General features: G+C 73.7%; 18 protein-coding genes and 1 riboswitch. Of the genes, 7 read left to right on the forward strand and 11 right to left on the reverse strand.

Going from position 1 to position 24,830, the window contains the following annotated elements; all coding sequences use genetic code 11:
- Window positions 1-18: 18 nt before the first annotated feature.
- The 3 genes from ACZ3UD_RS26380 to ACZ3UD_RS26390 all read right to left on the reverse strand — a co-directional run bounded on the left by ACZ3UD_RS26380 (window position 19) and on the right by ACZ3UD_RS26390 (window position 4,905).
- Window positions 19-2,271 (reverse strand): ABC transporter ATP-binding protein, encoded by a 2,253-nt coding sequence (locus ACZ3UD_RS26380; RefSeq protein WP_465592533.1) that lies wholly within the window; start codon window positions 2,269-2,271, stop codon window positions 19-21.
- Between the two features lie 264 nt (window positions 2,272-2,535).
- On the reverse strand, window positions 2,536-2,901 hold the full coding sequence (locus ACZ3UD_RS26385) for a DUF5132 domain-containing protein (protein ID WP_465592536.1): 366 nt from the start codon (window positions 2,899-2,901) through the stop codon (window positions 2,536-2,538).
- A gap of 309 nt (window positions 2,902-3,210) precedes the next feature.
- Window positions 3,211-4,905, reverse strand: coding sequence for a DUF885 domain-containing protein (locus ACZ3UD_RS26390; RefSeq protein WP_465592539.1), 1,695 nt, complete (start codon window positions 4,903-4,905; stop codon window positions 3,211-3,213).
- 208 nt (window positions 4,906-5,113) lie between these two features.
- Between ACZ3UD_RS26390 and ACZ3UD_RS26395 the strand changes: the two genes are divergently transcribed.
- From ACZ3UD_RS26395 to ACZ3UD_RS26415, 5 genes are read left to right on the forward strand one after another with little or no spacing between them, the layout of a single operon-like run.
- Window positions 5,114-6,697, forward strand: a complete 1,584-nt coding sequence (locus ACZ3UD_RS26395; RefSeq protein ID WP_465592542.1) for an ABC transporter substrate-binding protein — start codon at window positions 5,114-5,116, stop codon at window positions 6,695-6,697.
- A gap of 12 nt (window positions 6,698-6,709) precedes the next feature.
- Window positions 6,710-7,678, forward strand: a complete 969-nt coding sequence (locus ACZ3UD_RS26400) for an ABC transporter permease (protein WP_465592545.1) — start codon at window positions 6,710-6,712, stop codon at window positions 7,676-7,678.
- A gap of 7 nt (window positions 7,679-7,685) precedes the next feature.
- Window positions 7,686-9,542 (forward strand): dipeptide/oligopeptide/nickel ABC transporter permease/ATP-binding protein, encoded by a 1,857-nt coding sequence (locus ACZ3UD_RS26405; protein WP_465592548.1) that lies wholly within the window; start codon window positions 7,686-7,688, stop codon window positions 9,540-9,542.
- Window positions 9,539-10,330: an ABC transporter ATP-binding protein gene (locus ACZ3UD_RS26410; protein ID WP_465592551.1), complete on the forward strand. Its 792-nt coding sequence runs from the start codon at window positions 9,539-9,541 to the stop codon at window positions 10,328-10,330. The genes ACZ3UD_RS26405 and ACZ3UD_RS26410 overlap by 4 nt, the downstream gene beginning before the upstream one ends.
- Window positions 10,327-11,631, forward strand: coding sequence for an NAD(P)/FAD-dependent oxidoreductase (locus ACZ3UD_RS26415; RefSeq protein ID WP_465592554.1), 1,305 nt, complete (start codon window positions 10,327-10,329; stop codon window positions 11,629-11,631). Before ACZ3UD_RS26410 ends, ACZ3UD_RS26415 begins: the two co-directional genes overlap by 4 nt.
- A gap of 43 nt (window positions 11,632-11,674) precedes the next feature.
- On the opposite strand, the gene ACZ3UD_RS26420 is transcribed toward ACZ3UD_RS26415, so the two are convergent.
- Together ACZ3UD_RS26420 and ACZ3UD_RS26425 are read right to left on the reverse strand one after the other, a co-directional pair.
- Window positions 11,675-12,757 carry an alpha/beta fold hydrolase gene (locus tag ACZ3UD_RS26420; protein ID WP_465592557.1) on the reverse strand — a complete coding sequence of 361 codons (1,083 nt, stop codon included), beginning with the start codon at window positions 12,755-12,757 and terminating at the stop codon, window positions 11,675-11,677.
- A 256-nt stretch (window positions 12,758-13,013) separates the two neighbouring features.
- On the reverse strand, window positions 13,014-13,727 hold the full coding sequence (locus ACZ3UD_RS26425) for an IclR family transcriptional regulator (RefSeq protein WP_465592560.1): 714 nt from the start codon (window positions 13,725-13,727) through the stop codon (window positions 13,014-13,016).
- 198 nt (window positions 13,728-13,925) lie between these two features.
- Window positions 13,926-14,068, reverse strand: a riboswitch (SAM riboswitch).
- A 126-nt stretch (window positions 14,069-14,194) separates the two neighbouring features.
- On the opposite strand from ACZ3UD_RS26425, the gene ACZ3UD_RS26430 reads away from it, so the two are divergent.
- The gene (locus ACZ3UD_RS26430) at window positions 14,195-15,475 is read left to right on the forward strand and encodes a metal-dependent hydrolase family protein (protein WP_465592563.1); all 1,281 of its coding nucleotides are present in this window, start codon (window positions 14,195-14,197) and stop codon (window positions 15,473-15,475) included.
- Between the two features lie 362 nt (window positions 15,476-15,837).
- Window positions 15,838-16,449 (forward strand): hypothetical protein, encoded by a 612-nt coding sequence (locus ACZ3UD_RS26435; protein ID WP_465592566.1) that lies wholly within the window; start codon window positions 15,838-15,840, stop codon window positions 16,447-16,449.
- A gap of 4 nt (window positions 16,450-16,453) precedes the next feature.
- Here ACZ3UD_RS26435 and ACZ3UD_RS26440 read toward each other — a convergent pair whose 3' ends face one another.
- The 6 genes from ACZ3UD_RS26440 to ACZ3UD_RS26465 form a co-directional block, all read right to left on the reverse strand.
- A complete protein-coding gene (locus ACZ3UD_RS26440) occupies window positions 16,454-16,591 on the reverse strand; it encodes a hypothetical protein (protein WP_465592569.1) in 138 nt (45 codons plus the stop codon).
- 167 nt (window positions 16,592-16,758) lie between these two features.
- Window positions 16,759-17,988 carry a cytochrome P450 gene (locus ACZ3UD_RS26445; RefSeq protein ID WP_465592572.1) on the reverse strand — a complete coding sequence of 410 codons (1,230 nt, stop codon included), beginning with the start codon at window positions 17,986-17,988 and terminating at the stop codon, window positions 16,759-16,761.
- 53 nt (window positions 17,989-18,041) lie between these two features.
- Window positions 18,042-19,289 carry a cytochrome P450 family protein gene (locus tag ACZ3UD_RS26450; protein WP_465592575.1) on the reverse strand — a complete coding sequence of 416 codons (1,248 nt, stop codon included), beginning with the start codon at window positions 19,287-19,289 and terminating at the stop codon, window positions 18,042-18,044.
- Window positions 19,286-22,423 (reverse strand): amino acid adenylation domain-containing protein, encoded by a 3,138-nt coding sequence (locus ACZ3UD_RS26455; RefSeq protein ID WP_465592578.1) that lies wholly within the window; start codon window positions 22,421-22,423, stop codon window positions 19,286-19,288. The genes ACZ3UD_RS26450 and ACZ3UD_RS26455 overlap by 4 nt, the downstream gene beginning before the upstream one ends.
- A gap of 77 nt (window positions 22,424-22,500) precedes the next feature.
- A complete protein-coding gene (locus ACZ3UD_RS26460; RefSeq protein WP_465592581.1) occupies window positions 22,501-22,977 on the reverse strand; it encodes a pyridoxamine 5'-phosphate oxidase family protein in 477 nt (158 codons plus the stop codon).
- A 349-nt stretch (window positions 22,978-23,326) separates the two neighbouring features.
- Window positions 23,327-24,817 (reverse strand): IucA/IucC family protein, encoded by a 1,491-nt coding sequence (locus tag ACZ3UD_RS26465; RefSeq protein WP_465592584.1) that lies wholly within the window; start codon window positions 24,815-24,817, stop codon window positions 23,327-23,329.
- Between the last annotated feature and the right edge of the window lie 13 nt (window positions 24,818-24,830).

Below are 24,830 nucleotides of genomic sequence, written 5' to 3' on the forward strand. Positions count from 1 at the left end.
AGCGCGGCTAGCTGCCGGTCAGGCGGCGAGTTCGCCGGCCTGGAGCTGCCAGAGGGATGCGTAGAGTCCGTGCTGGGCGAGGAGTTCGTCGTGGGTGCCCTGTTCGGCGACGACGCCGCCCTTGTCCATGACGTAGATCCGGTCGGCGTGGCGGACCGTGGAGAGCCGGTGGGCGATGATGACCATCGTCCGGTCGGCCGCGAAGCCGCGCAGCGTGCGCTGGATGGCGGCTTCGGTCTCGTTGTCCACGGCCGAGGTGGCCTCGTCGAGGATGACGACCGGCGCGTCCTTGAGGATCGCCCGGGCCAGGGCGATCCGCTGTCGCTGGCCGCCCGAGAGGGCAGCGCCGCGCTCGCCGATGAGCGTGTCGTAGCCGTCCGGCAGGGTCGAGATGAAGGTGTGTGCCTCGGCCATCCTGGCCGCCTCGACCACGGCCTGGTCCGAGGCCGCGAAGCTGCCGTAGCGGATGTTGTCGGCGATGCTGCCGTCGAAGAGGAACGGGTCCTGGGCGACGAAGCCGATCGCGTCCCGCAGGTCCCGGCGCGGCAGGTCGCGCACGTCCCGGCCGTCGAGCAGCACGGCGCCGGACTCCGCGTCCTGGAAGCGCATCAGCAGCTTGGCGATCGTCGTCTTGCCGGAGCCGGTGGCGCCGACGAGGGCGGTGGTCCGCCCGGCGGGGATGGTCAGCGAGAGGTCGTCCAGCGCCGGCGGCCGGCCGGGGTAGGCGAAGGTGACCTCGTCGAGGACGATCTCGCCCTGCACCTTGTCGGCGTCCAGCGGTTCGCCGGTGCCCTCGGTCTCCACGGGCAGGGCGCACAGCCGCTGGACCCGGTCGTAGGCGGCCAGCGTGCGCTGGTACTGGTCGACGATGCCGCCGAGCCGGTTCATCCGCACCAGCACCATCTGGGGCAGCCCGATGAGCGGGTTGAACACCTCGAACCGGAGGCTGCCGTTGAGCACCGACCGGCCGCCGATCAGCAGGGTGCCGGCCATCGAGGCGGTCGTGCAGGCCCGGACGGTCTCGGCGTGGCGGATCGTGCTCCGATCGGTCTGCCGGTTGCTCTCCAGGGCCGCCTCGCTCAGCCCGTGGATGCGTTCGGCCTCGTAGTCCTCGGTGCAGAAGCTCTTGACGGTGGCTCCGGCCTCCAGCGTGTTGACCAGTTGGCTGTGCAGCCTGGCCCGGCGCTCGCCGGAGACGGCGTAGTCGGCCGCGACCTTCTCCTGGTAGCGCAGCGACAGCCAGGCGATGACCGGGATGGGAAGGAACGCGATCCAGGCGATCTGCGGGGCCAGCAGCAGGAAAGCCGGCACCAGGAGGGCCAGGCTGGTGCCCAGCTGCAGCACGTCGTTGGCCGAGGTGGCGAAGAAGGTGCCCAGCTGGCCGACGTCGTCGGTGAGCGCACCGGCGACGCGGCTGGTCCGCTCGCCCTCCAGGTGCCGCAGTTCGAGGTGCTGCACGTGCGCGTAGGTGAGGCCCCGCCAGTTGTGCTCGATGTCCTGGCCGAGCCCGCGCCACTGGAGGTTCGAGGCGTACGACAGGCCCGCCACGGCGGCGCAGGCGGCGGCCACCAGCCCGGCCAGGCCCCAGAGTTGGGCGGACGCGGTGGTCAGACCGAGGCTGACCAGCGGTGAGGCCTCCCCCTTGATGAGGACCAGTGCCGTCCAGCCGAGGAAGGTGCCGAGCGCCATCTCCGAGATCTGGCAGGCGACCGAGAGTGCGGAGGCGCGGTAGAGGCGCTTCCGGTGCGGCCCGACGATCTCCAGCAGGGCGTGTCGATCGGCTCCGGCTTCGGCCCCGGAGAGGTCCCGGGTGGTGTCGACCGCTCCGTGCCAGGCCTTCCGGAGCACGGCCGCGGTCGCGGCCGCGACTCCGCCGAGGGCCACCAGCTGCTTGCTCAGCGCCGATCCGCGGATCAGCGCGATGCCGGCCGCCACCCCGCCGCCGACCGCGAGGACGGGGCGCACGACGAGGCCACGGTCCGCACGCGTGGCCGGTTCACCGGCGGGCCGGGCCGGCGCGGGCCGCGCCGTCCTGGTCGGCCCCTCCGCGACCAGGGCGACCGCTCTGCGGACGATCCGGCCGACGTCTGCGGCGCGCACCCGCGCGTCGTGCCGGACGAGGACCCCGCCGGTGATCGGACTGGCCTGTGCCTCGGTGATCCCGGGGACGCGGCGCAGGACTGCGGCGAGGAGTTCGGCCGCCCGGGGCCGTCCGAGTACCAGCTTGACGTCCCAGCGCTGGCGGCCAGGAATGACCGAGCGCGGACTCACGTCCAAATCCACGGTGCGATATCCGGCTGCGGCACCCAGCAGAGATGGCATGTGTACGATCACCTGTTTGCGGAGGTCGCGGATTGGTCCGTCAGTGGGCGCGGCGGAATTCCTGCGCACGGCGGATTACTGCGACGGAGTGGAAAGTCTGGAGGGGGGAGTGGTGCGGCCGAAAGGCCCGCGACGGACCCGCCGCGTGGACACGCCTTCCAAGGTCGGTCGGAGGACGCGCCCAAGCGGCGGGCGGAGCCGTGAGTAAGGGCGTCAGTGCGCCTTGCCGGGGCCGGCGCCGGCCCCGGCGGTCGCACGGATCTTCGGGGCCCTCGCCTCGACCTCGGCCCGCTCGGCGGCCTCGTCCCTCCCGCCGTTCGGGACGGTCCCGCCGTTCGGGACGGCGGCCTCGGCGGGCCGGTGGCCGTCACCGGAGGCGACCTGCGCCGCCACCATGTCGGCGGCCACCTCGGCCGCGAGGTCGTGGATGTTCTCCCCGGCCTCATGGGCCGCCTTCTTCACCTCCATGGCGATACCGACGGACGTCTTGACGACGCCGCGCACCAGCGGCTTGAGGAGACGCTTGGCCAGTGGCGCGACGATGAGACCGACCAGGAACGGCGGGACTACGGGCGGCATGATGCTCCAACCTCTCTACGCAGACGAATGACGGGGCCCCGGGTACTGCGGACTCCGGAGTACGCACAGCCGAGCGGACGGAAGCACCCGTTTCCGGAATTCTCGAATCCCTTGCCGGATTTCCCGCTGGGCCGAATTCCTCGTCGATGGGGTCACGCCGCCCGCTTCTCCGCCACCGTAGACCAGTCATGTGCATCGAGACCAAACAGTCCCGGCGGGTTTCACTCAAGCGAGTGTTATCCATGCCCCCGGCCGCTACGGATTGCCATACGTGCACCCATCACAGGAAAGGCTTGCCATATTTGCACATCAATGCTGAATGCCCAGTTCACGCACTACCCGCCGCCGCAGGCCGGGGAACGGCAGCGCACCGCCTCCCAGCACCGCCTCGTGGAAGGCCCGCACCTCGAACCTGGCGCCCAGGTCGGCCTCCGCCCGGGCCCGCAGCCGGCCGAACTCCAGGAAGCCCGCGCGGTAGGAGAGCGCCTGCCCCGGCAGGTCGGTCGCATAGCGCAGCAGGTCCGAGGCGATCTGGCCGTCCGCCTCGGTGGTGTTGGCGCGCATGAAGTCCCGGGCCTGCGCGAGGCTCATCGTCCCGAGATTCAGCCCGGCGTCGACCACGAGCCGCTGCGCGGTGAACCGCTCCTGGGCGAGGCGCCCGTAGGCGTCCCACGGGTCGTCGTAGAGGCCCGCCTCCCAGCCGAGGCCCGCCGCGTACTCGGCCCAGCCCTCGTTGAACGCGCCGAACTCGGCCACCTCGCGGCGCAGTTGAGGAAGCTCCCGGTTCTCCGCCTGCCGGGCGAGGTGGAAATGGTGCCCCGGCGCCAGCTCGTGGTAGATCAGGGAGGCCGCACCCAGGAGCGAGCGCCGGTTCAGGTCCGAGCCGTTGTAGCGGTAGCGTCCGACCGGGCTGGCCGGGGTCGGCAGCTCGTAGTACCCGAAGGTCATTCCCGCCTCCAGCGCCGGATCCAGCCGCGCCAGCCCGTACGGCGCCGCCGGAAGCACGGCGAACCACTGCGGCAGCCGCGGGGCGAGCCGGTCGAGGTGGCCGCGGTAGCGGGCCTCGACCTCCTCGGGCGTCCGGGCGTACAGCCGGGGCTCGGTCCGCAGCCGGTCGTGGAACTCGCTCTCGGCGCCCGAGAATCCCAGGACGGTCCGGAACTCCCGCATCCGCTCGGCCAGTTCGAGGCACTGCTCGCGGCCGAGCCGGTGGAGCCGTTCCGGTGACGCGTCACCCCCGGTGTGGGCCCGGACGAACTCCCGGTACGCCTCCTCCCCGCCCTCGTACTGCGCCCAGCCGACGGTCTGCGGCGCCGAACACAGATAGGCCGGATCGTCGAGCACGGTGAGCAGACGGTCGAAGGCCGGTTCCAGCGCGTCCGCCACCAACCGCTCCACGCCGTCACGGAGTTGACCTCGGACGCCCTGACCGAGTCCGTCGAGCCGATCGTCCGACGGCCCCACCCGGCGGCCCACCGACGCCCGCAGACCGGCGGCGGTGGCGCACGCGCCGGCGAGGGCCGGGGCAGGGATCCGAAAGCCGCGGGCGGCCTGTTCCGCCGCCTTGTCGGCGATCGACCCGACCGCCCGGGCCAGCTCCCGCAGCAGCGTCAAGTACCGTTCGGCATCCGGTGGTTCGGCGAAGACGAAGGGGCGCAGCACCGCGTCGACGTACTGCGACAGCGGGAACAGCCGGTACGGCGTGGCCGCGGGCGTGAGCCAGTAGCAGCGACCGTTCCGCAGCTCCTGCTCGGCCAGTCCGGCGAGGAACGCGACGGTGTCCGCGTCCGCACCCGACAGCTCTGCGCCGTCGAAGGCCCGGACCCGCCCCAGCACACCCTCCGCGAACTCCGCCCGTTCCTCGGCCTCGGCGAGCGTCGCCCCCGGCAGCGTCTCGACCGGGAGGCCCTGGCGCACTCTCAGCAGTGGGTCGCGCTCCAGCAGGAACTCCCAGTAGCGGTCCGCCAGGCGGCCGATCTCCCGGCCCGGTTCGTTCGTCCTCATGCGGCCATAGTGACGACGCGGGGCCGCCCGGTCACCCGGTTCACGGCACCCGGGCGGGGCACCCCTCGAAAGGGTGAATAGCACCAGGCCCACCCTGACGCTCTCGCGGCTCCCGGCCAAGGCAGAAGGCGACTCCAATCATTCGAACATGCTTGTCACACATATAAGTTGACTCGTCATCGGCCCAACCCGGTGACACCATGGCGCCATGTCGCGTCGCACCCTGCCGGTCCCCCTGGCGGCCGTCGTCACCGCCACGGCCGTCACCCTGACCGGCTGCGGGGGCACCGCCCGATCCTCGACGAGCACCCCGCTCGTCGACCACGGGACCGTCCGGATCGCCGGGTCCAGTGAGACGCCGAGCTTCAACCCGTACTCGGCCTTCGGCGCCGCCCAGGCCCGTTACGCCTACGACTCGCTGGTCAACGTCGCCCCCGACGGCGCGGTGGTCTCCGGCCTGGCCTCGTCCTGGCAGGCCACCACGACCACGGCCACCTTCACCCTCCGCCCGGGGATCACCTGCTCCGACGGCACCCCCCTCACCGCCTCCGCGGTGGCCCGGGCACTGACCTACGCGGGTGACCCGGCCAACCAGCTGGCCGGCGCCCAGACCGTCCTGCCGAACGTGCCGTTCACCGCGAGCGCCGACGACCGGGCCGGCACGGTGTCGGCCACCACCGCCGCCCCGTTCCCGTTCCTCACCCGCACCCTCGGCCTGCTGCCGATCGTCTGCCCCGCCGGCCTCGACCGGCCCCAGTCACTGGACCGCACCACCCAGGGCACCGGCCCGTACGTGCTCACCCGTTACACCCCCGGCGGACCCTACGAATTCACCGTCCGCGAGGGCTACCGCTGGGGACCTGCCGGGGCAACCACCGCGGAGCCCGGCCTACCGGCCCGGATCGTCCTCTCGGTGGTGCCCCAGGCCTCCACCGCCGCGAACCTGCTGCTCACCGGGGGCATCGACATCGCGAGCGTGAACGGCCCCGACCGCGCCCGGCTCACCGGCCACGGCCTGGCCGCCGCCGACGTGGCGACCGTGGTCGGGCTGACCTTCTTCAGCCAGCGCCCAGGCCGCCCACTGGCCGATCCGGCGCTGCGCCGCGCCCTGGTCTCCTCGCTCGACCGCCAAGGGCTCGCCAACGTCGCCGTCGGCGGCACCGGCCGGCCCGCCACCGACTTCGGCGCCGAAGGTGCCGTCTGCCACGCCGACCTCGCCGACGCCAACCTGCCGGCGCAGGACGCCGTCGAGGCCCTGCGCGCCGCCGGCTGGGCCCGCGTCGGCGACGGCCCGCTCACCAAGGACGGCCACCCGCTCCGGCTGCGCCTGATCACCAGCTCGGACATCGGCCCGACCCTGCCGTCCGTGGCCGAGCTGATGGCCCGCACCTGGACGGCGCTCGGCGCGGACGTCACCCAGGTCACCGAGGGCCTGCCCGCCCTCGTCAACGCGATGTACCAGACCGGCGACTTCGACATCGTGGTCGGCAGCACCCCGGGCTTCGCGCTACCGGTCGGCTTCATCCCGTTCTTCTCCGGGCCGACCCCTACCCAGGGCCTCAACTTCGCCGCAGTCGCCAACCCCGAGTACGACGCCCTGGTCGCCCAGGCCCTCCAGGAGGCCGACACGGCGGGCTGCGGCACCTGGAACCGGGCCTCCGCCGCGCTCCTGCGCTCGGCCGACGCCCTGCCGATCGCCGACGGCCGGAGCACCGTGTACGGCCACCGCACCACCTTCGCCACGACCTTCGGCGGCCAGCTCGTCCCCACCAGCATCCGCCTCCACCAGTGACCGGGGCCCATCATGTCCGTACCCCAGCTGCTGCGGCACCCGTGGACGGTGTTCCTCGGCCGCCGCACCGTCCGGCTGTTCCTGTCCCTCGGGATCGTGCTCACCGCGTCGTTCGCGATGATCCGCCTGGTCCCGGGTGATCCGGTCCGCGCCGCCCTCGGCGTCGACGCCGCGCCCGCCCTGGTGGCCGCCCGCAGGCACCAACTCGGGCTCGACGCGCCCTTCCCGTCCCAGTACCGGCACTACCTGGACGGCCTGCTGCACGGCGATCTCGGGACCTCGCTGGTCACCGGCACACCGGTCGCGGAGCTGGTCCGCACCCGGCTGCCGGCCACCCTGGAGATCGCCGGCCTGGCCTTCCTCGTCACCCTCGCCGTCGCCCTGCCCTGCGGACTGCTCGCCGCCGTCCGCACTCAGGACGGCCGGCACCCGCGCAGCGAGCTGGCGTTCACGGCAGTGACCGCCGGACTGGCCGGGGTGCCGGACTTCGTCCTGGCCGCCGGCCTGACCGCGCTGCTGGCCGTCGGCCTCCAACTGCTCCCGGTGGCCGGTGCGGCGGGCGTGGAATCCTTCGTGCTGCCGGTCCTCGCGCTCTCCCTCGCGCCCACGGCCGTCCTGGTGCGGATCGTCCGGGTGGAGGCGCTGAAGGTGCTGTCCGAGGACTACCTGCGGACCGCCCGCGGGAAGCGCCTGTCCCCCGCCCGCCGCTACCTGCGGCACGCGGCGCCGAACATGGCGACCGCCGCGCTCACCATCGCCGGTAGCCTGTTGCCCGCCATGATCGCCGGCACCGTCCTGGTCGAGAAGGTGTTCGCCTGGCCCGGCATCGGTTCGGCGATGGCACAGTCCGTGGTCACTCAGGACTACCCGGTGATCCAGGCGATGGTGCTGGTCCTGGGCACCACCGTGCTGCTCTCCGGGCTCCTGGTCGACGTGCTGCTGGCGCTGCTCGATCCCCGCTCGGCGATCCGGGAGAGCTGAGGATCCGATGCGCCTTCCCACCCGGTACCCCCGCTCCCCCATGGCCTGGGTCGCGGCCGCCATGTTCGTCTCGCTGGTCGTGCTCGCGCTGGCCGCCCCGCTCCTGTGGGGCACCGCCGCGGACCGCCCCGACCCCTCGGCGGTGCTGCGGGGCCCGTCGGCGGCGCACCCGTTCGGCACCGACAACCTCGGACGGGACGTGCTCGCCCGGGTCCTGACAGCCTCCCGGCCCTCCCTGCTGCTCGCGCTGGCCGCGACCCTGCTCGGCGCGAGTGCGGGCGTACTGCTCGGCGCGTCCACCGCCGTCGTCGGCCAGCGCACCCGCCGGCTGCTCACCGCGCTGATCAACCTGCTGCTCGCCTTCCCCGCGCTGCTGGTCGCCCTCTTCCTCGCGGTGGTGTTCGGCGCGGGCGCCGGCCAGGCGATGCTCGCCCTCGCCGTCGCGGGCATCCCCGGCTTCGCCCGGCTCGCCCAGACGCTCGCCGCCGGCGTCGCGGGCACCGACCACCTGGCCGCGGCCCGGGTGCTCGGCCTGCGCCGGCACCGACTGCTGTGGCGACACGTGCTGCCCAACATCGCCGAGCCGCTGCTGCTGAGCACCACCACGGCGGCGGGTACCTCCCTCGTCGCACTCTCCGGGCTGAGCTTCCTCGGCCTGGGCGTCCAGCCGCCCGGCTACGACTGGGGACAGCTACTCAATCAGGGGCTCGACCGTATCTACGCCCAGCCGCTGCCCGCCCTCGCCCCCGGCCTGGCCATCCTCTACGCGGCGGTGACCTTCCAGCTGCTCGGCGAGGTCATGGCCGGCGGCGTCGCCCGGCGCGGCCCGGCAACCCGTACGGCCCCGCGGCCGGTCGCGCCGAGCGGGCCCGCCGAGGAGGGCCTGGTGCTCCAGGTCGAGGACCTCGGCGTCGAACTGCCCACCCCGGACGGGGTGATCCGGCCGGTGCGCGGGGTGAGCCTGTCGCTGCGGCCTGGCGAAATCGTCGGGCTCGTCGGCGAGTCCGGCTCCGGCAAGTCGCTCACCGCGCTCGCGATCGCCGACCTGCTCCCGGAGCGGGCCCGGGTGTCCCGGCGGACCCTCCGGCTGCTCGGCGCCGACCTCGCCGCCATGACGCCGAAGGAGCGCGACCACCACCTCGCCACCGGCCTGGCGGTGATCTTCCAGAACCCGGCCTCGGCGCTCAACCCGGCGCTGCGGGTCTCCACCCAGCTCACCGAGACCGTCCGGGCCCATCGCGGCGCGAGCCGCGCCCAGGCCGCCGCGGAGGCCGCCGCCGCCCTGCGCCGGGTCGGCCTCCCCCCGGCGACGCTGCGCGTACGCCCCCACCAGCTCTCCGGCGGCCAGCGGCAGCGCGTGATGATCGCGGCCGGGCTGATGGTACGACCGGGCCTGATCATCGCCGACGAGCCGACCACCGCGCTCGACGTCACCGTGCAGCGGCAGATCACCGGGCTGCTGTCCGAGATCCGCCGGGACAACCGCGCCGCCGTCCTGTTCATCAGCCACGACGTCGCGCTGGTCGGCGAGTTCTGCGACCGCGTGCTGGTGATGTACGCGGCGACGATCGTCGAGGAGCTGCCCGCCGACCGGCTCGCCGGCGGCACCCGGCACCCCTACACCCGGGCCCTGGTCGAGTCGGTGCCCGACCTCACCGCGGACCGCGACCGGCCGCTGCCCACGGTGGAGGGCGCCCCGCCCGACCCGCTCGCGCCCGCCCCTGGCTGCCCGTTCGAGCCGCGCTGCCCGCGCCGCCGGGACCACTGCGCCGAGCAGGCCCCGCCGCTGGAGGAGCTCGACCCGGTCCACCGGGTCGCGTGCTGGTACCCCGTACCGGTGGAGGCGAAGGTGACCGCGTCATGACCACCCTTCAGGTCTCCGACCTCACCGTCCGCCACCACGGCCCGCACGGCCCCGTCACCGCCGTGGACGGCGTCTCGTTGGAGATCCCGTCCGGCACCACGCTCGGGCTCGTCGGCGAGTCCGGCTCCGGCAAGTCGAGCCTGGCCCGGGCGATCGTCGGCCTCGACCCCGTACACGGGGGCACGGTCCTGCTCGACGGCCGGGAGCTCCGGGTCCGCACCGTCCGCGACCGACGCCGACTCGGCCGCCTGGTCCAGGTCGTCCTCCAGGACCCGGACACCGCGCTGGACCCCCGGATGACGGTCCGCCAGACGCTCGTCGAGGCGGCCACCGCGTTCCACCGGCTCGACCGGCGGGCCCTGGCCGAACGCGTTGCCGCCCTGCTCGAACTCGTCGGCCTGGATCCCCGGCTCGCCGATCGCCTGCCACGGCAACTGTCCGGCGGCCAGCGGCAACGGGTCGCCGTCGCCCGCGCCCTGGCCGTCGAACCCGGCCTGCTGATCGCCGACGAGATCACCTCGGCACTCGACGTCTCGGTACAGGCCTCCGTCCTCAACACGATCCGCGAACTCCAGCGGCGGCTCGGCCTGTCCATGCTGTTCATCGGCCACAACCTGCCCGCGGTCTGCTTCGTCTCCGACTCGGTGGCGGTGATGCGGCAGGGCCGGATCGTCGAGACCGCCGCCACCGGGGCCCTGCTGCGCACCCCGCGCCACCCGTACACCCGGACGCTGCTCGCCTCCGTGCCGAGCCTGCGCACACCCCCGACCGAGGAGGGGCCGTCATGACCGCCAGCCGACCGGACGCGGTGGTCGTCGGGGCCGGGGTGATCGGCGCCGCCGTCGCCCTCGAACTCGCCCGCGCCGGGCGGCAGGTGGTCGTGGTGGACAAGGCGGGCGCAGCCGGCCACGGCTCCACCAGCGCCTCCAGCGCGATCATCCGGTTCAGCTACTCCACCTTCGACGGCGTCGCCACCGCCTGGGAGGCCCAGCACCTCTGGACCTGCTGGCCCGACCATCTGCGGCTGACCGGCCGCCGTCCGCTCGCGGCCTTCCACCGCACCGGCGCCGTACAGCTCGACGCCCCCGGCAGCGCGCTGTCGGACACCACCGCCCTGTTCGACCGCGCCGGCGTCCCGTACGAACGGTGGGACACCCCGACGCTGCGCGGGCGCCTTCCCGGGATCGACCCCGGGCGGTACTGGCCGCCGAAGCCGGTGGACGACGACGCCTTCTTCGCCGCCCCCACCGGCGAGCTCGGCGCGCTGTTCACCCCGGACGCCGGGTTCGTCGACGATCCGCAGCTCGCCGCCCAGAACCTCGCGGACGCGGCGGGCGAACTGGGCGCGCGCTTCCTGTTCCACCACACCGTGGTGGCCGTCGACCGGAACGCGGACCGGGTGACGGGCATCCGCCTCGCCGACGGGACGCGGATCGCCGCGCCGGTCGTCGTCAACGCGGCCGGCCCGTGGTCGGGCGGCCTCAACCGGCTGGCGGGCGTCGGGAGCGACTTCACCATCGGCGTGCGCCCGCTGCGCGAGGAGGTCCACCAGGTCGCCGCGCCGGGCGGGCACACCACCGGCCCCGGCCCCGTCGTCGCCGATCTCGACCTCGGCACCTACCTGCGCGCGACACCCGGCGGGCACCTCCTGATCGGCGGCACCGAGCCGGACTGCGACCCGCCCGAGTGGGTCGACGACCCGGACCGGGCCGACCCGCGACCCACCGCCCGCCGCTTCCGGACCCAGGTGACCCGGGCCGCGCGCCGCTTCCCGGCGATCGGCGTTCCCAACCGGCCGCTCGGGGTCGCGGGCGTGTACGACGTGGCCGACGACTGGACGCCGATCTACGACCGCACCGCCCTCGACGGCTACTACGTGGCCATGGGCACCAGCGGCAACCAGTTCAAGAACGCCCCGCTGGTGGGCCGCTACCTCGCGACCCTGATCGACCTGGTCGAGGCCGGCCACGACCACGACGGCGACCCGGTCCGCTACCGCTGCGAACACACCGGCAACGTCGTGGACCTGGGCTCGTTCTCGCGCCGACGCCCCGTCCGGGCCGGCTCCGCGCGGACGGTCATGGGCTGATCAACGGACGGCCGTGGGGTGTCCTCCGCTCATCGGCGGACGGTCATGGGCTGGTCACCCGCAGCTCCCGCACCAGGTCCCCGACCACGCCGACCACGAACTCGGGCGCCTCGTGCGGGAAGTCGTGACCGGTCCCCTCCGGCGTGTACACCAACCGGGACTCCGACGACGCCGCCAGGTACCGGACCCGGCTGCGGAGGTAGAAGCGGGTGATCCGCTCGGCCTCGACCGCGTCCCGGGCGCCGGCCAGCACCGCCTCACCGCCGATGAGATCCCGCGGTGTCACCAGGACCAGCGGCAGGTCCGCGAGATCCCCGTCGTACACCACGGTCTCCCAGCCCGCCCCGGCCAGACCGGGCGGCGAGAGCTCCCTGAAGATCGACGCGGCGGCGCAGTCCTGCCCGGTCCGGCCGCCCCGGTCACGGTGTGCACCGAAGAGATGCCGCACCGCGGTCAGCAGGAACCGCCGACGCATCCCCGCGACCAGCCCGTTGGCCGGCGCGAAGGCGATGACCTCCAGCGGCGTCGGGTCCAGCAGCACCAGCCCGGCCGTCAGATCCGGCCGCCGCCGGGCCGCGTTCGCGACCAGCAGCCCGCCGAAGGAGTGGCCGACGAACACGAACGGGGCCCGCTCCCCCGCCGCCTCCAGCGCCGTCAGCAGTTCCTCCGCCTCAACGGCCGTCGTCCGGGGGAAGGGTCCGACATCGCTCCAGCCCGTGCCGAACCGGTCGACCAGCACCGAGCGGGTCCGGGCCGCCAGCATCGTGTGCAGCTCTCCGAACTCCTCGCCGGGAGCATGTCCCCCCGGCATCCACACGACCGTCGGCCCGCCCGTCGGCTCCCCCTCGCCCAGGACGTGCATCCGATGGCCGCCCACCTCGACCAATAACCCCGGCGCCGGCCGCGCCCCCGCCTCCCGGGCCACCAGCACCAGGTGCCGCACGGCCCCGACCAGCAGCGCCACACCGACAGCCACGGCCGCAGCACCGAGCGCCACCGCCCAGGTCGTGCCGAGCGCGACGAGGCCACCACCCACACCCGCCGTCACCAGCGCGACCGGCACTCCCGTCCAGTCCCGGCTCAGGAGCGCGAGCAGGGAGTTCGCCACCCGTCCGTCCCGGCGCATCGTGTCCTCCGCGACAGCAGCATCCGACAGCCGACCCCTTTCCGTCTTCTTCCCGTCTGCCCGGGCCCTCACCCCACAACCACTCAAGAACGCACCGCGTACGCCCAGGGACCCTGGGTCATCGACGCCCGGCGGGACGGTCGCCCCCCCGGGTCCGGCCCTGGCGAATTCCGCTTCCTTCCAAGGACTTTGAGGACCCGGGACGTCCCCGTGAGCGGCCTGAGCGGGGCGGCGGGCGCCGGGGGCGACGAGCCGGTCAGGAGTGGCGCAGGGCTTCGCTGAGGCGGTTGGCCGCCTCGACGACGGCCTGGAAGTAGTGCGGGCCGGGGTGGCGGGTGAGGCGTTCGACCGGGCCGGAGACGGAGACGGCGGCCACCACCCGGTTGGACGGGCCTCGGACGGGCGCGGAGACGGAGGCGACCCCGGGCTCGCGTTCGCCGATCGACTGCGCCCAACCGCGGCGCCGGACCCCGCTGAGGGCGGTGGCGGTGAAGCGGGCGCCCTGGAGGCCGCGGTGGAGCCGCTCGGGCTCCTCCCAGGCGAGCAGGATCTGCGCGCCGGAGCCCGCCTTCATCGGGAGGGTGACGCCGACGGGGACGGTGTCACGCAGGCCGGAGAGCCGCTCGGCGGCGGCCACGCAGATGCGGACCTCGCCCTGGCGGCGGTAGAGCTGGGCGCTCTCGCCGGTGACGTCGCGCAGGTGGGTCAGCACCGAACCGGCGGCGGCCAGCAGCCGGTCCTCACCGGCCGCCGCCGAGAGCTCGGTGAGCCGCGGGCCGAGGACGAACCGGCCCTGCATGTCCCTGCCGACCAGCCGGTGGTGTTCCAGCGCGACGGCGAGCCGGTGCGCGGTGGGCCGCGCCATGCCGGTGGCGGCGACCAGTCCGGCCAGGGTGGTCGGCCCGGCCTCCAGGGTGCCGAGGATCGAGGTGATCTTGTCGAGCACGCCGACGCCGCTCGTGTTCTCCATGGATGGGTACTCCAGTCTCAGATCCCGTGAGCGGCGGGTGGGTTCGGCTCACGGGAGCTCCCCGCGGGGAGCGGGGGGCGGTCAGCGAGGACGGGCCGGAGAAGTCGGCCGATTGCCTGCGCCGGGCACGAGACGGGTACGCGAAAGGGCCGGGGCGGGAAGCGCCCGGGCGAAGGACAGCACAGAGAGCACCGTGTCTCCTCATCTTTCCCGCGCCACGTTGGCGACAGGCCGGAGTTGGCACTGATCCCGGACGGCACGGCGCGTACTTCGAACGCCGAGTCGACCGGGGAGTTGCCGGGGCTTCGTAGGGCCGGTCCCTCCACCCCTCTGGATGATTCGCCAGGAACCATACAAGATTCCCCCGCCGACCCGCCAAACCTCCCGTGCCTCGCCCGCCCTACCCGCCCGCCGCCGATCGGGTGTGCCGTCTGGTGCCGGTCCCGTGACCGGTCGAGGATGGCGGCATGGGTGTCGACGACCCGGGTGCCGGGCTGCTGGTGACGAACGTGCGCGTGTTCGACGGGATCGGCGAGGAGGCGGTGCCGGGACACGTCCGTATCGAGCGGGACAGGATCGCGGAGGTGGTACCGGGCCACCCGTCCCCGCGCGACACCCACGGGGCGACGGTGCTCGACGGCGGAGGCGGCACGCTCATGCCGGGGCTCACCGATGCCCACGTCCACCTGTTCGCGATCGGCGGCACCATGGCGGACCTGCGGCTCGCACCGACCGGCACCGTCTACTACCAGGCCCTGGCCGCCGCCCGCGACATGCTGATGCGGGGCTTCACCACCGTGCGGGACATGGCCGGTGACACCGAGCCACTGCGGCGGGTCCTGGACCGCGGACTGTTTCCGGGCCCGCGGATCTACCCGAGCCAGGCGGCCGTCTCCCAGACCTCCGGCCACGGCGACTTCGGGTCGGTCCACGAAGTCCCGACCGTCCTGGGAGGGCCGCAGGCCCGCACCGAGCAGATCGGGTTCACCCGGATGGCCGACGGGCCGGAGCGGGTGCTCGCGGCGGTGCGCGAGCAGCTGAGGAAGGGCGCCACCCAGATCAAGGTGATGGCCGGCGGCGGGGTCGCCTCGGAGTTCGATCCGCTGGACGTGCTGCAGTTCACCACGGCTGAACTGGAGGCGGCGGTCGCCGCGGCCTCCGACTGGGGCACCTACGTGACCGTGCACGTCTACACCTCGGAGGGAGTGCGCCGCGCGGTGGAGGCCGGGGTGCGCTGCATCGAGCACGGGCACCTCACCGACGAGGACACCATCCGCTACCTCGCGGAGCGGAACGTGTGGCTGAGCACCCAGCCGTTCGAGGTCGACGACCACCACTACGCCTCCGCGGACGGCGACCGCAAGAACCGCGAGGTGTGTGAGGGCGTCGCCCGCACCTTCGGCTGGGCACTCGAACACGGCGTGCGGCTGGCGTTCGGCACCGACCTGGTGCTCGACCCCGCGAAGGCCCACCGGCAGTCCGAGATGCTGGTCCGGCTCGGCCGGTACCTCAGCCCGGTCGGCGCCCTGAAGATGGCCACCTCCGGTAACGCGGAGCTGTTCCGCCTGTCCGGCCGCCGCGACCCCTACCGCGCCGCGCCGCTCGGGGTCATCGCGCCGGGCGCGTGGGCCGACCTCCTGGTCGTCGACGGCGACCCGACCACGGACCTGTCCGTCCTCGCCGAGCCCGAACGCAACCTGCGGCTCATCGTCAAGGGCGGTGTCGTGTACAAGAACGAGCTCGGCTGACCCCGGTCCCGGGCGACACCGGGCGGCCGCTCACGCCCGCCGTCACGGGGCGGCCGCGGCCCGCCACGGTCGCTACGCGCTACCGATGAGAAGAGATGGCTACCGGCGGTGCGCCACGCCGCCCCGCGCTCCCGGTGAGCGCGTCGTACCGGGGCTGGGACTCGCCCCCGCCGGTCGACCCGGCGGGGGTGCGCGGCGGCTCGTAGGAGCTCTGAGGACTCTTGTCAGTCGCCCCACCTGTCACTGCGGTCTCCGCTTCCGGCGGTCGCCCGCGCAGTGGGACAGCGCCGCTTCGAGCGCCGTGACGGCCCGCGTCGGCGGGGAGACACTGGTCGAGGGGCCGGAGGACGGAAGTGACCGCGATGACTGACGGCGCAGACCGCGGCTACCGCGTGCTGATCGGCGAGCTGGCCTGCCTGGTACGGCTGGCGCACACCGCGCTCGGCGGCGCGACGGTCGTACTGACCGGTCCGGCCGGCGACGGCGACGGCATCCCGGCCGCGGAGAAGGCCCTCGCCGACCTGCGGTCCCGGATCGAGGAGGACGCCGCCGGAACACTCGGCGGCCGGGCCGGGACTGTCGTGGGCGTCCATGTCGGGTGCGAGGTGGAGGCTCTCGGGCAGCTGGTGCAGCGGCTGCTGGAGGCGGCCTGGGCGCGCCAGGAGCGGGAGCCGTTCGACGAGCGGCTGCTGGCCCCGCTGCGCGGGATCGCCGACGCGGCGCTGGACCTGGTCGCGCGGGCGGCCGAGGTGCTGGAGTCCGGGGCGCCCGAGGCGGTGGCGGACGTGCTCACCGAGCTGCACGAGATCGGCCAGCGGCAGCGGCTGCTGTACGAACTGCTGCTGCACGAGTACCACACGGACCCGGACGACATCGCCGACCTGGTGCTGCTGTCCTGCTGCTACCGGTGGTGCGCCGACCACGCGGGAGCGATCGCCCGCCACGCGGGGCTGTTCGCGCACGCCACGGTCTGAGGCGTTACGGCGGTCCGGCGACGGCGGTCACGGCCTGCGGGAACCGCCGGGTGGGCTCGTGCCGGCCGACCACGCCGGGCCCGCGGTTGACCGTCATGACCATCGACGCGGCCGTGGTCATGTTGAAGACGATCGCCCCCATGCCCGCCACCCCCCGGGTTCCGGCGCCACGTCGCCTCCCTGCGCGAGGGAAGCGCCGAACCGGTCCACGCGGACCTCCCCAGCCCGGTGCCGCGCCGGCCGGTGCCGCGAGGAGGCCTCGTGGCACCGGCGGACGGTGGGACTGCCCGAACCAGGGCGCGGGTCAGGTCACCAGGTGACCGGGACGGCGGCCGCCGTGATGGCCATCCGGTTGGGGTGCCAGGGGACCTCGGCGGCCGGCACGGCCAGGCGCAGGCCGGGGAAGCGCTGGAGGAGGACCCGGAAGGCGACGTCGGACTGCCGGCGCACCAGGTGGGCACCGGGACAGTGGTGGCGCCCGTGACCGAAGCGCAGATGGGGGTTGGGCGAGCGGGCGGGCTCGAACCGCTCGGCGTCGGCGAACGCGTCGGGGTCGAAGTTGGCGGCGTCCAGGGAGAGCAGGATCAGGTCGCCGGTCTTGACCCGCGCACCGCCCAGGGAGGTGTCCTGGGTGACGAAGCGCGGGATCGCGTTGCCGAGGACGACGCTGCACCGCAGCAGTTCCTCCACGTGCCGGGGTGTCGCCTCGGGGCTCTCCCGCAGCGTGGCCATCGCCTCGGGGTGCTGGAGGAGGTTGACCGCGGCGACGCCCAGGAAGCTCGCGAAGTCCTCGTAGCCGCTGACGAACAGCACGGCGACGATGTTGGACAACTGCCGTTCGTCCAGCCCCTGGTGGAGGGCGTTCAGATCGGCGAGCCGATCGGCGAGGCCGCGCGGGCGCCCGGGGGTGCGGGCGGCCATGAAGGCCGCCATGTAGGCGCGGATCTCCTCCCAGTTGACGGCGAGTTCCTCGTCGGAGTACGTCGCCATGGTGAGGTCCTTGTCGGCGCGCTCGGCGAGCCACTCACGGTCCTCGAAGGGCAGGCCGAGCAGCCGGCACAGGCACTGCGCGGCGACCCACTCGGCGAAGTGCCGCTGAAGGTCGCCCGGCGCGCCCTCGGCGACCATCCGTTCCAGGCCTTGCCCGGTGACCTCGGCGACCCAGTCGGCGGGCAGTTCGGGCTGGTTGCGGCCGAGCGCGGCGAGCACCTCGTCGCGCAGCCCGGCCCGCTGGAGGTGGTTCATGGCGTCCATCAGTTCGGGCGCCAGGATCGGGGCGTCCTGGGTGGGGCTGTCGTCCTCGCCGAGCACGGAGCGGGCGAAGGCGCGGTCGCGCAGGACGTCGCGGGCCAGGTCGTAGCCGGTGACCAGCCACGCCTCGCCGCCGGAGTTGGTCCTGACCCGGGCGACGGGGCAGCGGCTGCGCAGTTCGTCCAGTTCGGGGGCGAGGCGGTCGCCGTCGGTGCTGAACGGATAGCGGGGCAGGGAACTGCCGTCCGGGGCGCCGTCGGTGGTGGCGGGAGCCTGGGGTGCGCTCACGTGGCGCGGTCCTTTCTGAGCGGAGTCGGAGGTGTGGGGCGGGGATGCCGTCGTCACCAGCGCACCGGCAGGCGGGCGGGAGCGCGCAGCGGGGTGGTCTCGTCCCAGGGCAGCGACTCGGCGGGCTCGGCGAGTTCGATGCCGGGCAGCTCCTCCAGCAACACCTGGATCACGGTGGCCAGTTGCATGCGGGTCAGGTGCGCGCCGGTGCAGGCGTGCGGGCCGTGGCCGAAGGCGATGTGCGGGTTGGGCGTGCGGGTCAGGTCGAGGCGGTCGGGGTCGGTGAACGCCTCGGGGTCGCGGTTGGCGGAGGCGGGCACCGGCACGACGGCGTCACCGGCCCGGATGTGTTGCCCATGGAGGGTGAGGTCCTCCTCGGCGACGAGGATGTTGATCGCGTTCATCAGCGGGACGTGGCGCAGCAGTTCGTCCACGGCGGTGGGGATCCCGGAGGGTTGGTCCCGCAGCCGGCGGAGCTGGTCGGGGTGGGTGAGGAGGGTGAGCAGGGCGTTGCCGGTGTGCTGCATGTTGGTCTTGTAGCCGGCCATGAGCATGGTGACGACGAAGCTGACGACGTCGTCCCTGGTCAGCTCACTGCCGGGGCGGCGGCTCTCGGCGAGGAGCAGGCGGATGTAGTCCTCGTCCGCGTCCTCCTGTTCCTTGCCTTCCTGTCCCTTGTCTTCCTGTTCCTTGCGGGCGATCAGCTGCGAGGCGTAGTCCTGTAGGGCGTACAGGGCGGCGAGGATCTCGTCCGTGGTCAGCCCGGCGGCGCTGAGCAGGGTGAGGGTGTGCGGGAGGTAGCGGTCGCGGTCCTCGTGCGGGAGGCCGATGGTCTCGCACAGCACGCGCAGCGGCAGCGGTTCGACGTAGGCGGCCACGAGGTCGGCCGTGCGGTCGGGTGCGGCGGCCGTCATCGTGTCGATCAGCTCCTGCGCTATGGCGCGGATGCGGGGCCGTATGAACTCCAGGCGTCCGCGGCCGAACAGCGGCAGGACGGCGCGGCGTACGCGCTCGTGGTGATCGCCCGTCATCTCCAGGAAGGTCGGCAGGCACGGCGGCGGTGCGTCGTCGCCCTCGACGGGCGGCCAGGCGGACAGCAGGGGCCGGACGAGCCTCGGGTCGGCGAAGGCGGCGCGGGCGTCCTCGTAGCGGCTGAGCAGCCAGGCGGTCTCGCCGTTGGGCAACTGCGCCTTGGCGACGGGCTGTTCGGCGCGCAGCCGGGCGTAGGCGCACGGCGGTCCGGCGGTGCCGGGCGTCACCTCGGGTACGGGGATGGGGGCGGGGATGGCGGTGTCGGTCATCGGATGCCCTCCTGGGTGGTGGCGGGGCGCTGCAGGTAGCCGGAGGTGAAGAAGTACTCCAGGTAGCGGTCCAGCAGGGCGGCGTCGACCGGCGGACAGTGGAGTCCGCTGCCCGCCAGGGCGGTCTCGGCGTTGTGCCGGCCGAGCACCGGGAAGGTGCCCTCGAAGTACAGCTCCTTGACGGATATGTCGGCGGTGCGGCTGCGGTCCACGCACAGCGACACGAAGGGGGCGGTGGCGCTGGTGGGGTTGGCGGCGACGTGCCGGACCAGCTCGCCGACCCACTGCTGGTAGGGCAGCGTGCGGACCGCGCAGCCGGCCGCGCGCATCCGCTCGATGACGTCCGCCAGCATCGCGGGTCGGGGGTTGGTGAGGTGGTAGGTGCGGCCGTCGGCGTCCTGGCGGGTGGCGATGTGGACCACCGCCTCGGCGAGGTGGTCGACCGGGACGAAGTCCATCGGCAGGGCGATGTCGGGGGCCAGCCCGGTCTCGGCGATCGTCCTGAAGAGGGAGCAGATGGCGGTCTCGGTATTGCTCACGCCGCTCACCTGGTCGCCCGTCACCTCGTAGGGGCGGTGGACGGCCACCGGCAGTCCCTGCGCCGCCGCCTGGCGCAGCACTCCCTCGGCGACCCACTTGCTCTCGGCGTAGCCCATGGTGAGTCCGTCGGCGTGGGCCAGTGGGGCGTCCTCGGCGACCTCGCGCACCCCGGCGGCGCCGGAGCCGGCGACGACGGCGACGGTCGACAGGAAGTGGACCGGGACGCGGCGGGACGCGGCGAGGCGGATGATCTCCCGGGTGCCGTCCACGTTGGGGGCGCGCAGTTGTTCGTAGGGGTAGAGGAAGTTGACCTGGGCGCCGTTGTGCACGATCAGGTCGAGGCGGTCGGCGAGTTCACCACGGTGGTCGGCCTGCAGTCCGAGGGCGGGCTCGGAGAGATCGGCGGGGAAGCACGTCACGCGCTGCCAGTCGGCCTCGTCGAGGTGCAGGCCGTAGCGGGCGAGGGCGGTGCGCACGCGCTGTTCGGCGTGGGCGGGGCTCGCGGCGCGGACGGGGCAGTGGACGCGGGCGGCGGTGCGGCGCAGCAGGGCGGCCAGGAGGAAGGCGCCGACGAAGCCGGAGGCGCCGGTGAGCAGGACGTCCTTCGGGTCCCGGGGGCAGGGCGCGGGGCCCTGGGCGGGCGGGAGGCGGAAGCCGAGTTCGGTTTCGCGGGTGAAGTCGACGGTGGATTCGTCGGCGCCGGTCGGGGAACCTTCGCGGGCGGCGCGGACGGCGTCGGTGAAGCTCTTGAGCGTGGGCGCGGTGAGCAGGGCCCTGATGAGGGCGGAGCTGAGCGCGGCGTCGAGGCCGAGGGCGGCGAGGGTGCGGGTGACGGTCTCGGAGGCGAGCAGGGAGTCGCCGCCGAGGTGGAAGAAGTCGTCCTCGGGGGCGGGCCTGGTGCGCAGCACCTGCTGCCAGATCCCGGCGAGGAGGGCGGTCAGCCCTTCGCCCGGGTGCTCGGGCGGCGTCTCGTCAGCGGGACCAGCGGTGGCAGGACCAGCGGTGGCAGGACCAGCGGTGGCGGGATGGGCGGCGGCGCGCAGCCGTTTGCGGTCGACCTTGCCGCCGCTGGTCACCGGGAAGTGGTCGAGGGCGACCAGCGAGGGGACGGCCTGCGGGGGCAGCCACTGGGCGCAGTAGCCGCGCAGCTCGGGCAGGGGCAGGTCACCGCCGGGGGCGGCGGCGGTGATGTAGGCGGTCAGCGCGCCGTCGTCGGCCTCGACGACGGCCTCGGCCACGGCCGGGTGGGCGCGCAGACGCGACTCCACCTCATCGAGCTCGATGCGCGCGCCGCGCAGCTTCACCTGGCGGTCCGCCCGGCCGCGGTACTCCAGCAGACCGTCGGCGCTCCAGCGGGCCCGGTCGCCGGTGCGGTAGAGGCGTCCGCCGGGTTCGACCTGCGGCAGGTGGACGAACCGCTCCGCGGTCAACTGCTCGTCGCCCGGGTAGCCGAGGGCCAGTCCGTCCCCGCCGACGTACAGCTCGCCCTCCTCGCCGGGCGCCGCGGGTGTGCCGTCGGCGCGCAGGACGTGGCAGGTGGTGGCGCCGAACGGGCGGCCGATGGGGACGTGCGCGGCGTCCTCGGGCAGCGGGCGCACGCGGTGGGCGGTGGAGACGACCGAGTTCTCGGTCGGGCCGTAGAAATTGACCACGGTGGTGGCGGGGCAGGCCGCGAGGACCGCGTTCGCGAGCCGCGGGTCCATCGCCTCGCCGCCGGCCGAGACCAATCGCAGGCCGGCCATCGCGTGCGGGCGGGTCCGGGCGAGGAGGTGGAAGACGCTCGTGGTCAGGTAGGCGACGGTGACGCCCTGGGCGTGGAGGAGGTCCTCCAGGGCGGTCGGCGAGAGGAGTTCCTCGCGGTCCGCGATCACCAGGCAGGCGCCGGTGAGCAGGGCGCCCCAGATCTCGATCGTCGAGGCGTCCGAGGACAGGCCGTAGCCGTGCAGGATCCGGTCGCCGGGCCCGGGCGGGGGCAGTTCGCGGTCGGACAGGACGAGGCGGACGACGCCCCGGTGCGGGATCGCCACGGGCTTGGGGCGGCCGGTCGTGCCGGAGGTGAAGGCGACGTACGCGCAGTCGGTGGGTGCGGATAGGGCGCCCGCGATCGGGAGGGGCCCCGGTGTGGCCTCCCCGTCGACCACGGCCGGGACGCTCACCCGCAGCCCGCGGACCCGGCGTACGGCGCCGGGCAGGGTGACGGCGGCGCGCAGCCCGGCGTCCTCGGCCATGGCCCGCAGGCGGGCCGGGGGCAGGTCGTCGTCGAGCGGCACGTACGCGCAGCCGGCCTTGAGGATGCCCAGCAGCGCGATCAGCGCCTCCGGGGAGCGGCTGCCGCACACGCCCACCGGTTCGCCCGGTGCGATGCCGGCGGCGAGCAGTCGGGCCGCCAGGGCGGTCGATCCGGCGTCGAGTCGGCCGTAGCTGAGGGTGCGGTCGCGGTACCGGGCCGCCGGTGCGTGCGGGTGCGCGGCCGCCTGCCGGGCGAAGAGCTCCGGAAGGGTGAGGTCCTGCGGGTAGTCGGGGAAGGAGGCGCCTGCCGCGGGACGGGCGGCCGGGATGCGGATCAGGCGTGACGAAACATCGGTATCGGTCATTGGTCCTTCTCAAGAAGTCGGCTTCGTCGGCTGCGACTGTGGCTGAGGTGCCGTGCCGGTGCCGACAGTGGGCCGGGTCAGTCCGCGCTGTCGGCGGGCGGATCGGCGGGCTCGGTGAAGTCGGCCGCGAAGGCCGCGAAGTCGGCGGTCCGCCAGCGCTGGGGGCGCAGGCGGAACAGGATGTCGTCCTTGAGCTGCTCGGCGGTGGCGTCGAGGTAGCCGCGGGCCTCGTCCGGGTCCAGGTAGCGGTGGGCCAGCGCGTCACGGACGGCCGGCGGCACCGGGTCCTCGACCGCGACGACGGGCCCCTCGACGCTCACGTACCGGTAAGGCCGCCGCTCGTCCTGCACGCAGAGGCTGAAGCGGCCCGCGGCGCGCAGCAGCCGTCCTTTCACCGTCTCGCGCCCCGTCTGGACGAGGATCTCGCCTCCGGGCTCGTAGCCGTACCAGACCGGCACGCTCAGCGGCGCGCGGTCGCCTTCTCTGGGATCCGCGACGCTCAGGACTCCGATTCGCCGGTCGGCGAGGAAGCTTTCCCGGTCGTGCTGTGACATGGCGGGCAGCATCAGCCAATCCCCTTTTCTGGTCAGGAAGGTGAGGTCCGCAGTGGCTCCATGTCCACCTCGATCAGGGCGGACGGTGCGTCACTTGCTCATCGGATGGAACGGCAACCACCGGTCGGGGGGCGTCGGCGCCGGTGCGGCGAGGGGCCGCCGGTGCGCCCCGGCGGCCGGGGTCGTCTCCGTAGGAACAGCATGACGCTCTTGGCACGTACAGTTACGAGGAGATCACTCTACTGTCGTGAACATGTCATTCACTGGCCTGAATCAGACCGTCCCCGGGAAGTAAGAGCTACCACCCCGGCGCGGTTCCGGCATCCTCGGCGGGGACACCGCTGCGGGCTCAGCAGAGCAGGGCCGGGTTGGGCAGCTGTGCCCAGTGGTCGCCTTCGGGAGCGAGCCGCATCGAGGTGAGGGCCTTGACCGGCAGCGGGTCCTTCACGAGGGCTTGCAGGTCGGGGGTCGCCGGGAGGCCTCGGCTGGCGGCTGCCAGGATCGCGCCGAGGCCTGGTGCGTCTCCGGCCAGTGGGCCCAGCGCTCCGGTGAGCAGGCAGCCGAAGACCTTGCGGCGCAGGGTGGTGGGATCGTCGTCCAGGAGCCGACCGGTCATCGGCGGCCGGAGTCCGTGGCGGGCCAGACGGGTTGGGCTGATCCGGATGTCGGCGAGGTCACGGTAGACCAGTCGCCGGGCTCGGCCCTGCCGGTCGAGGACGGCGAGCAGGTTCTGCCCGTGCGCTTCCAGGGCCACGCCCAGGTCGAGCAGGTCCAGGCAGACCCCCACGGCCAGGCGCGCGAACTCGGCGATCCGGTCGCGTCGTTCGTCGGCCGAAAGCGCTGCGAAGCATGCGGGTAGCTGCGCCACCGGCACTACCTGCTCTCCCGGCCCCGCGTACGCGTACGGGGACTGACGCAGCATCGCGGCCAGATCCGGCGTGCCGTCTCCTGCCGCTGCCAGGATCCGCGCGATGTGCAGTCGGCCTCCGAGGTGCTCCGCGGCCCGCTCCACGATCTCGGAGGTGGTCAGCGCGTGCTCCACCGAGTAGGCCGAGATGTCGCGTACCGCGGAGGTGAGTTGGACGCTCAGCGCGGTCTTCACGTGGATGCTCCCGCCGAGGTCGAGCGTTCGCAGGGACAGCAGCGGACGGGCGTTCGGGCCGGGCCGCGTGGGTCGTCCGGTCAGGGCGTGCTCCGCCTGCCAGGGGTGCACCGGGATCAGCACGAACCGGCCGTCGCGCAGGTCCGCCGGCCACGGGCCGCGCACCATGGCGTCGGCCACCGGTGCGAGCCGCAGACCCACCACCGGCCGGTGCTCCGGTGCGTACGCGAGCTGTTCGGCGGCCGAGAAGCCCGGACGGGACCGGCAGGCGGGGTGGTAGGGGTGCCCGTCCGGTGACCGCTGCTCCCACTCCCACGGCGTCGCGGGCGGCCCGGCGGGGTGCGGGGCGGTGCGGGAGAGCGCCATCGAGGCGACGCTGTGATCGAGCTCGCCGGCGAAACGCCCGCCACCGGGTACGGCCAGGGCCGTGAGCAGGTGGGCCGGATGGTCGAACGGGCGGCCGTCCAACTCCACGCGGGCGACCGCCGTCCCGGTGGCCCATGGGTCCGACGGCGGGCCGTGCAGCAGCCGCCCGTCCGCAAGTCGCAAGCTGATACCGTCCCGCCCGGAAACGCGTCCCACGATCCAGGGCAGCGGCTCGTGGACGAACCCCCGCCACAGCCGTGCCAGCACCGCGGACCGGGCCTCGGGCAGAGCGGCGAGATAGGCATCGACCAGCTCAGGGCGGATGTCGCCCAGCTGCTCTGCCAGCTTCCGTTCAGCGGCACTGTCCGGCATATGACCTCCGATC

It is taken from the genome of Kitasatospora sp. NPDC023118 (assembly GCF_055560875.1).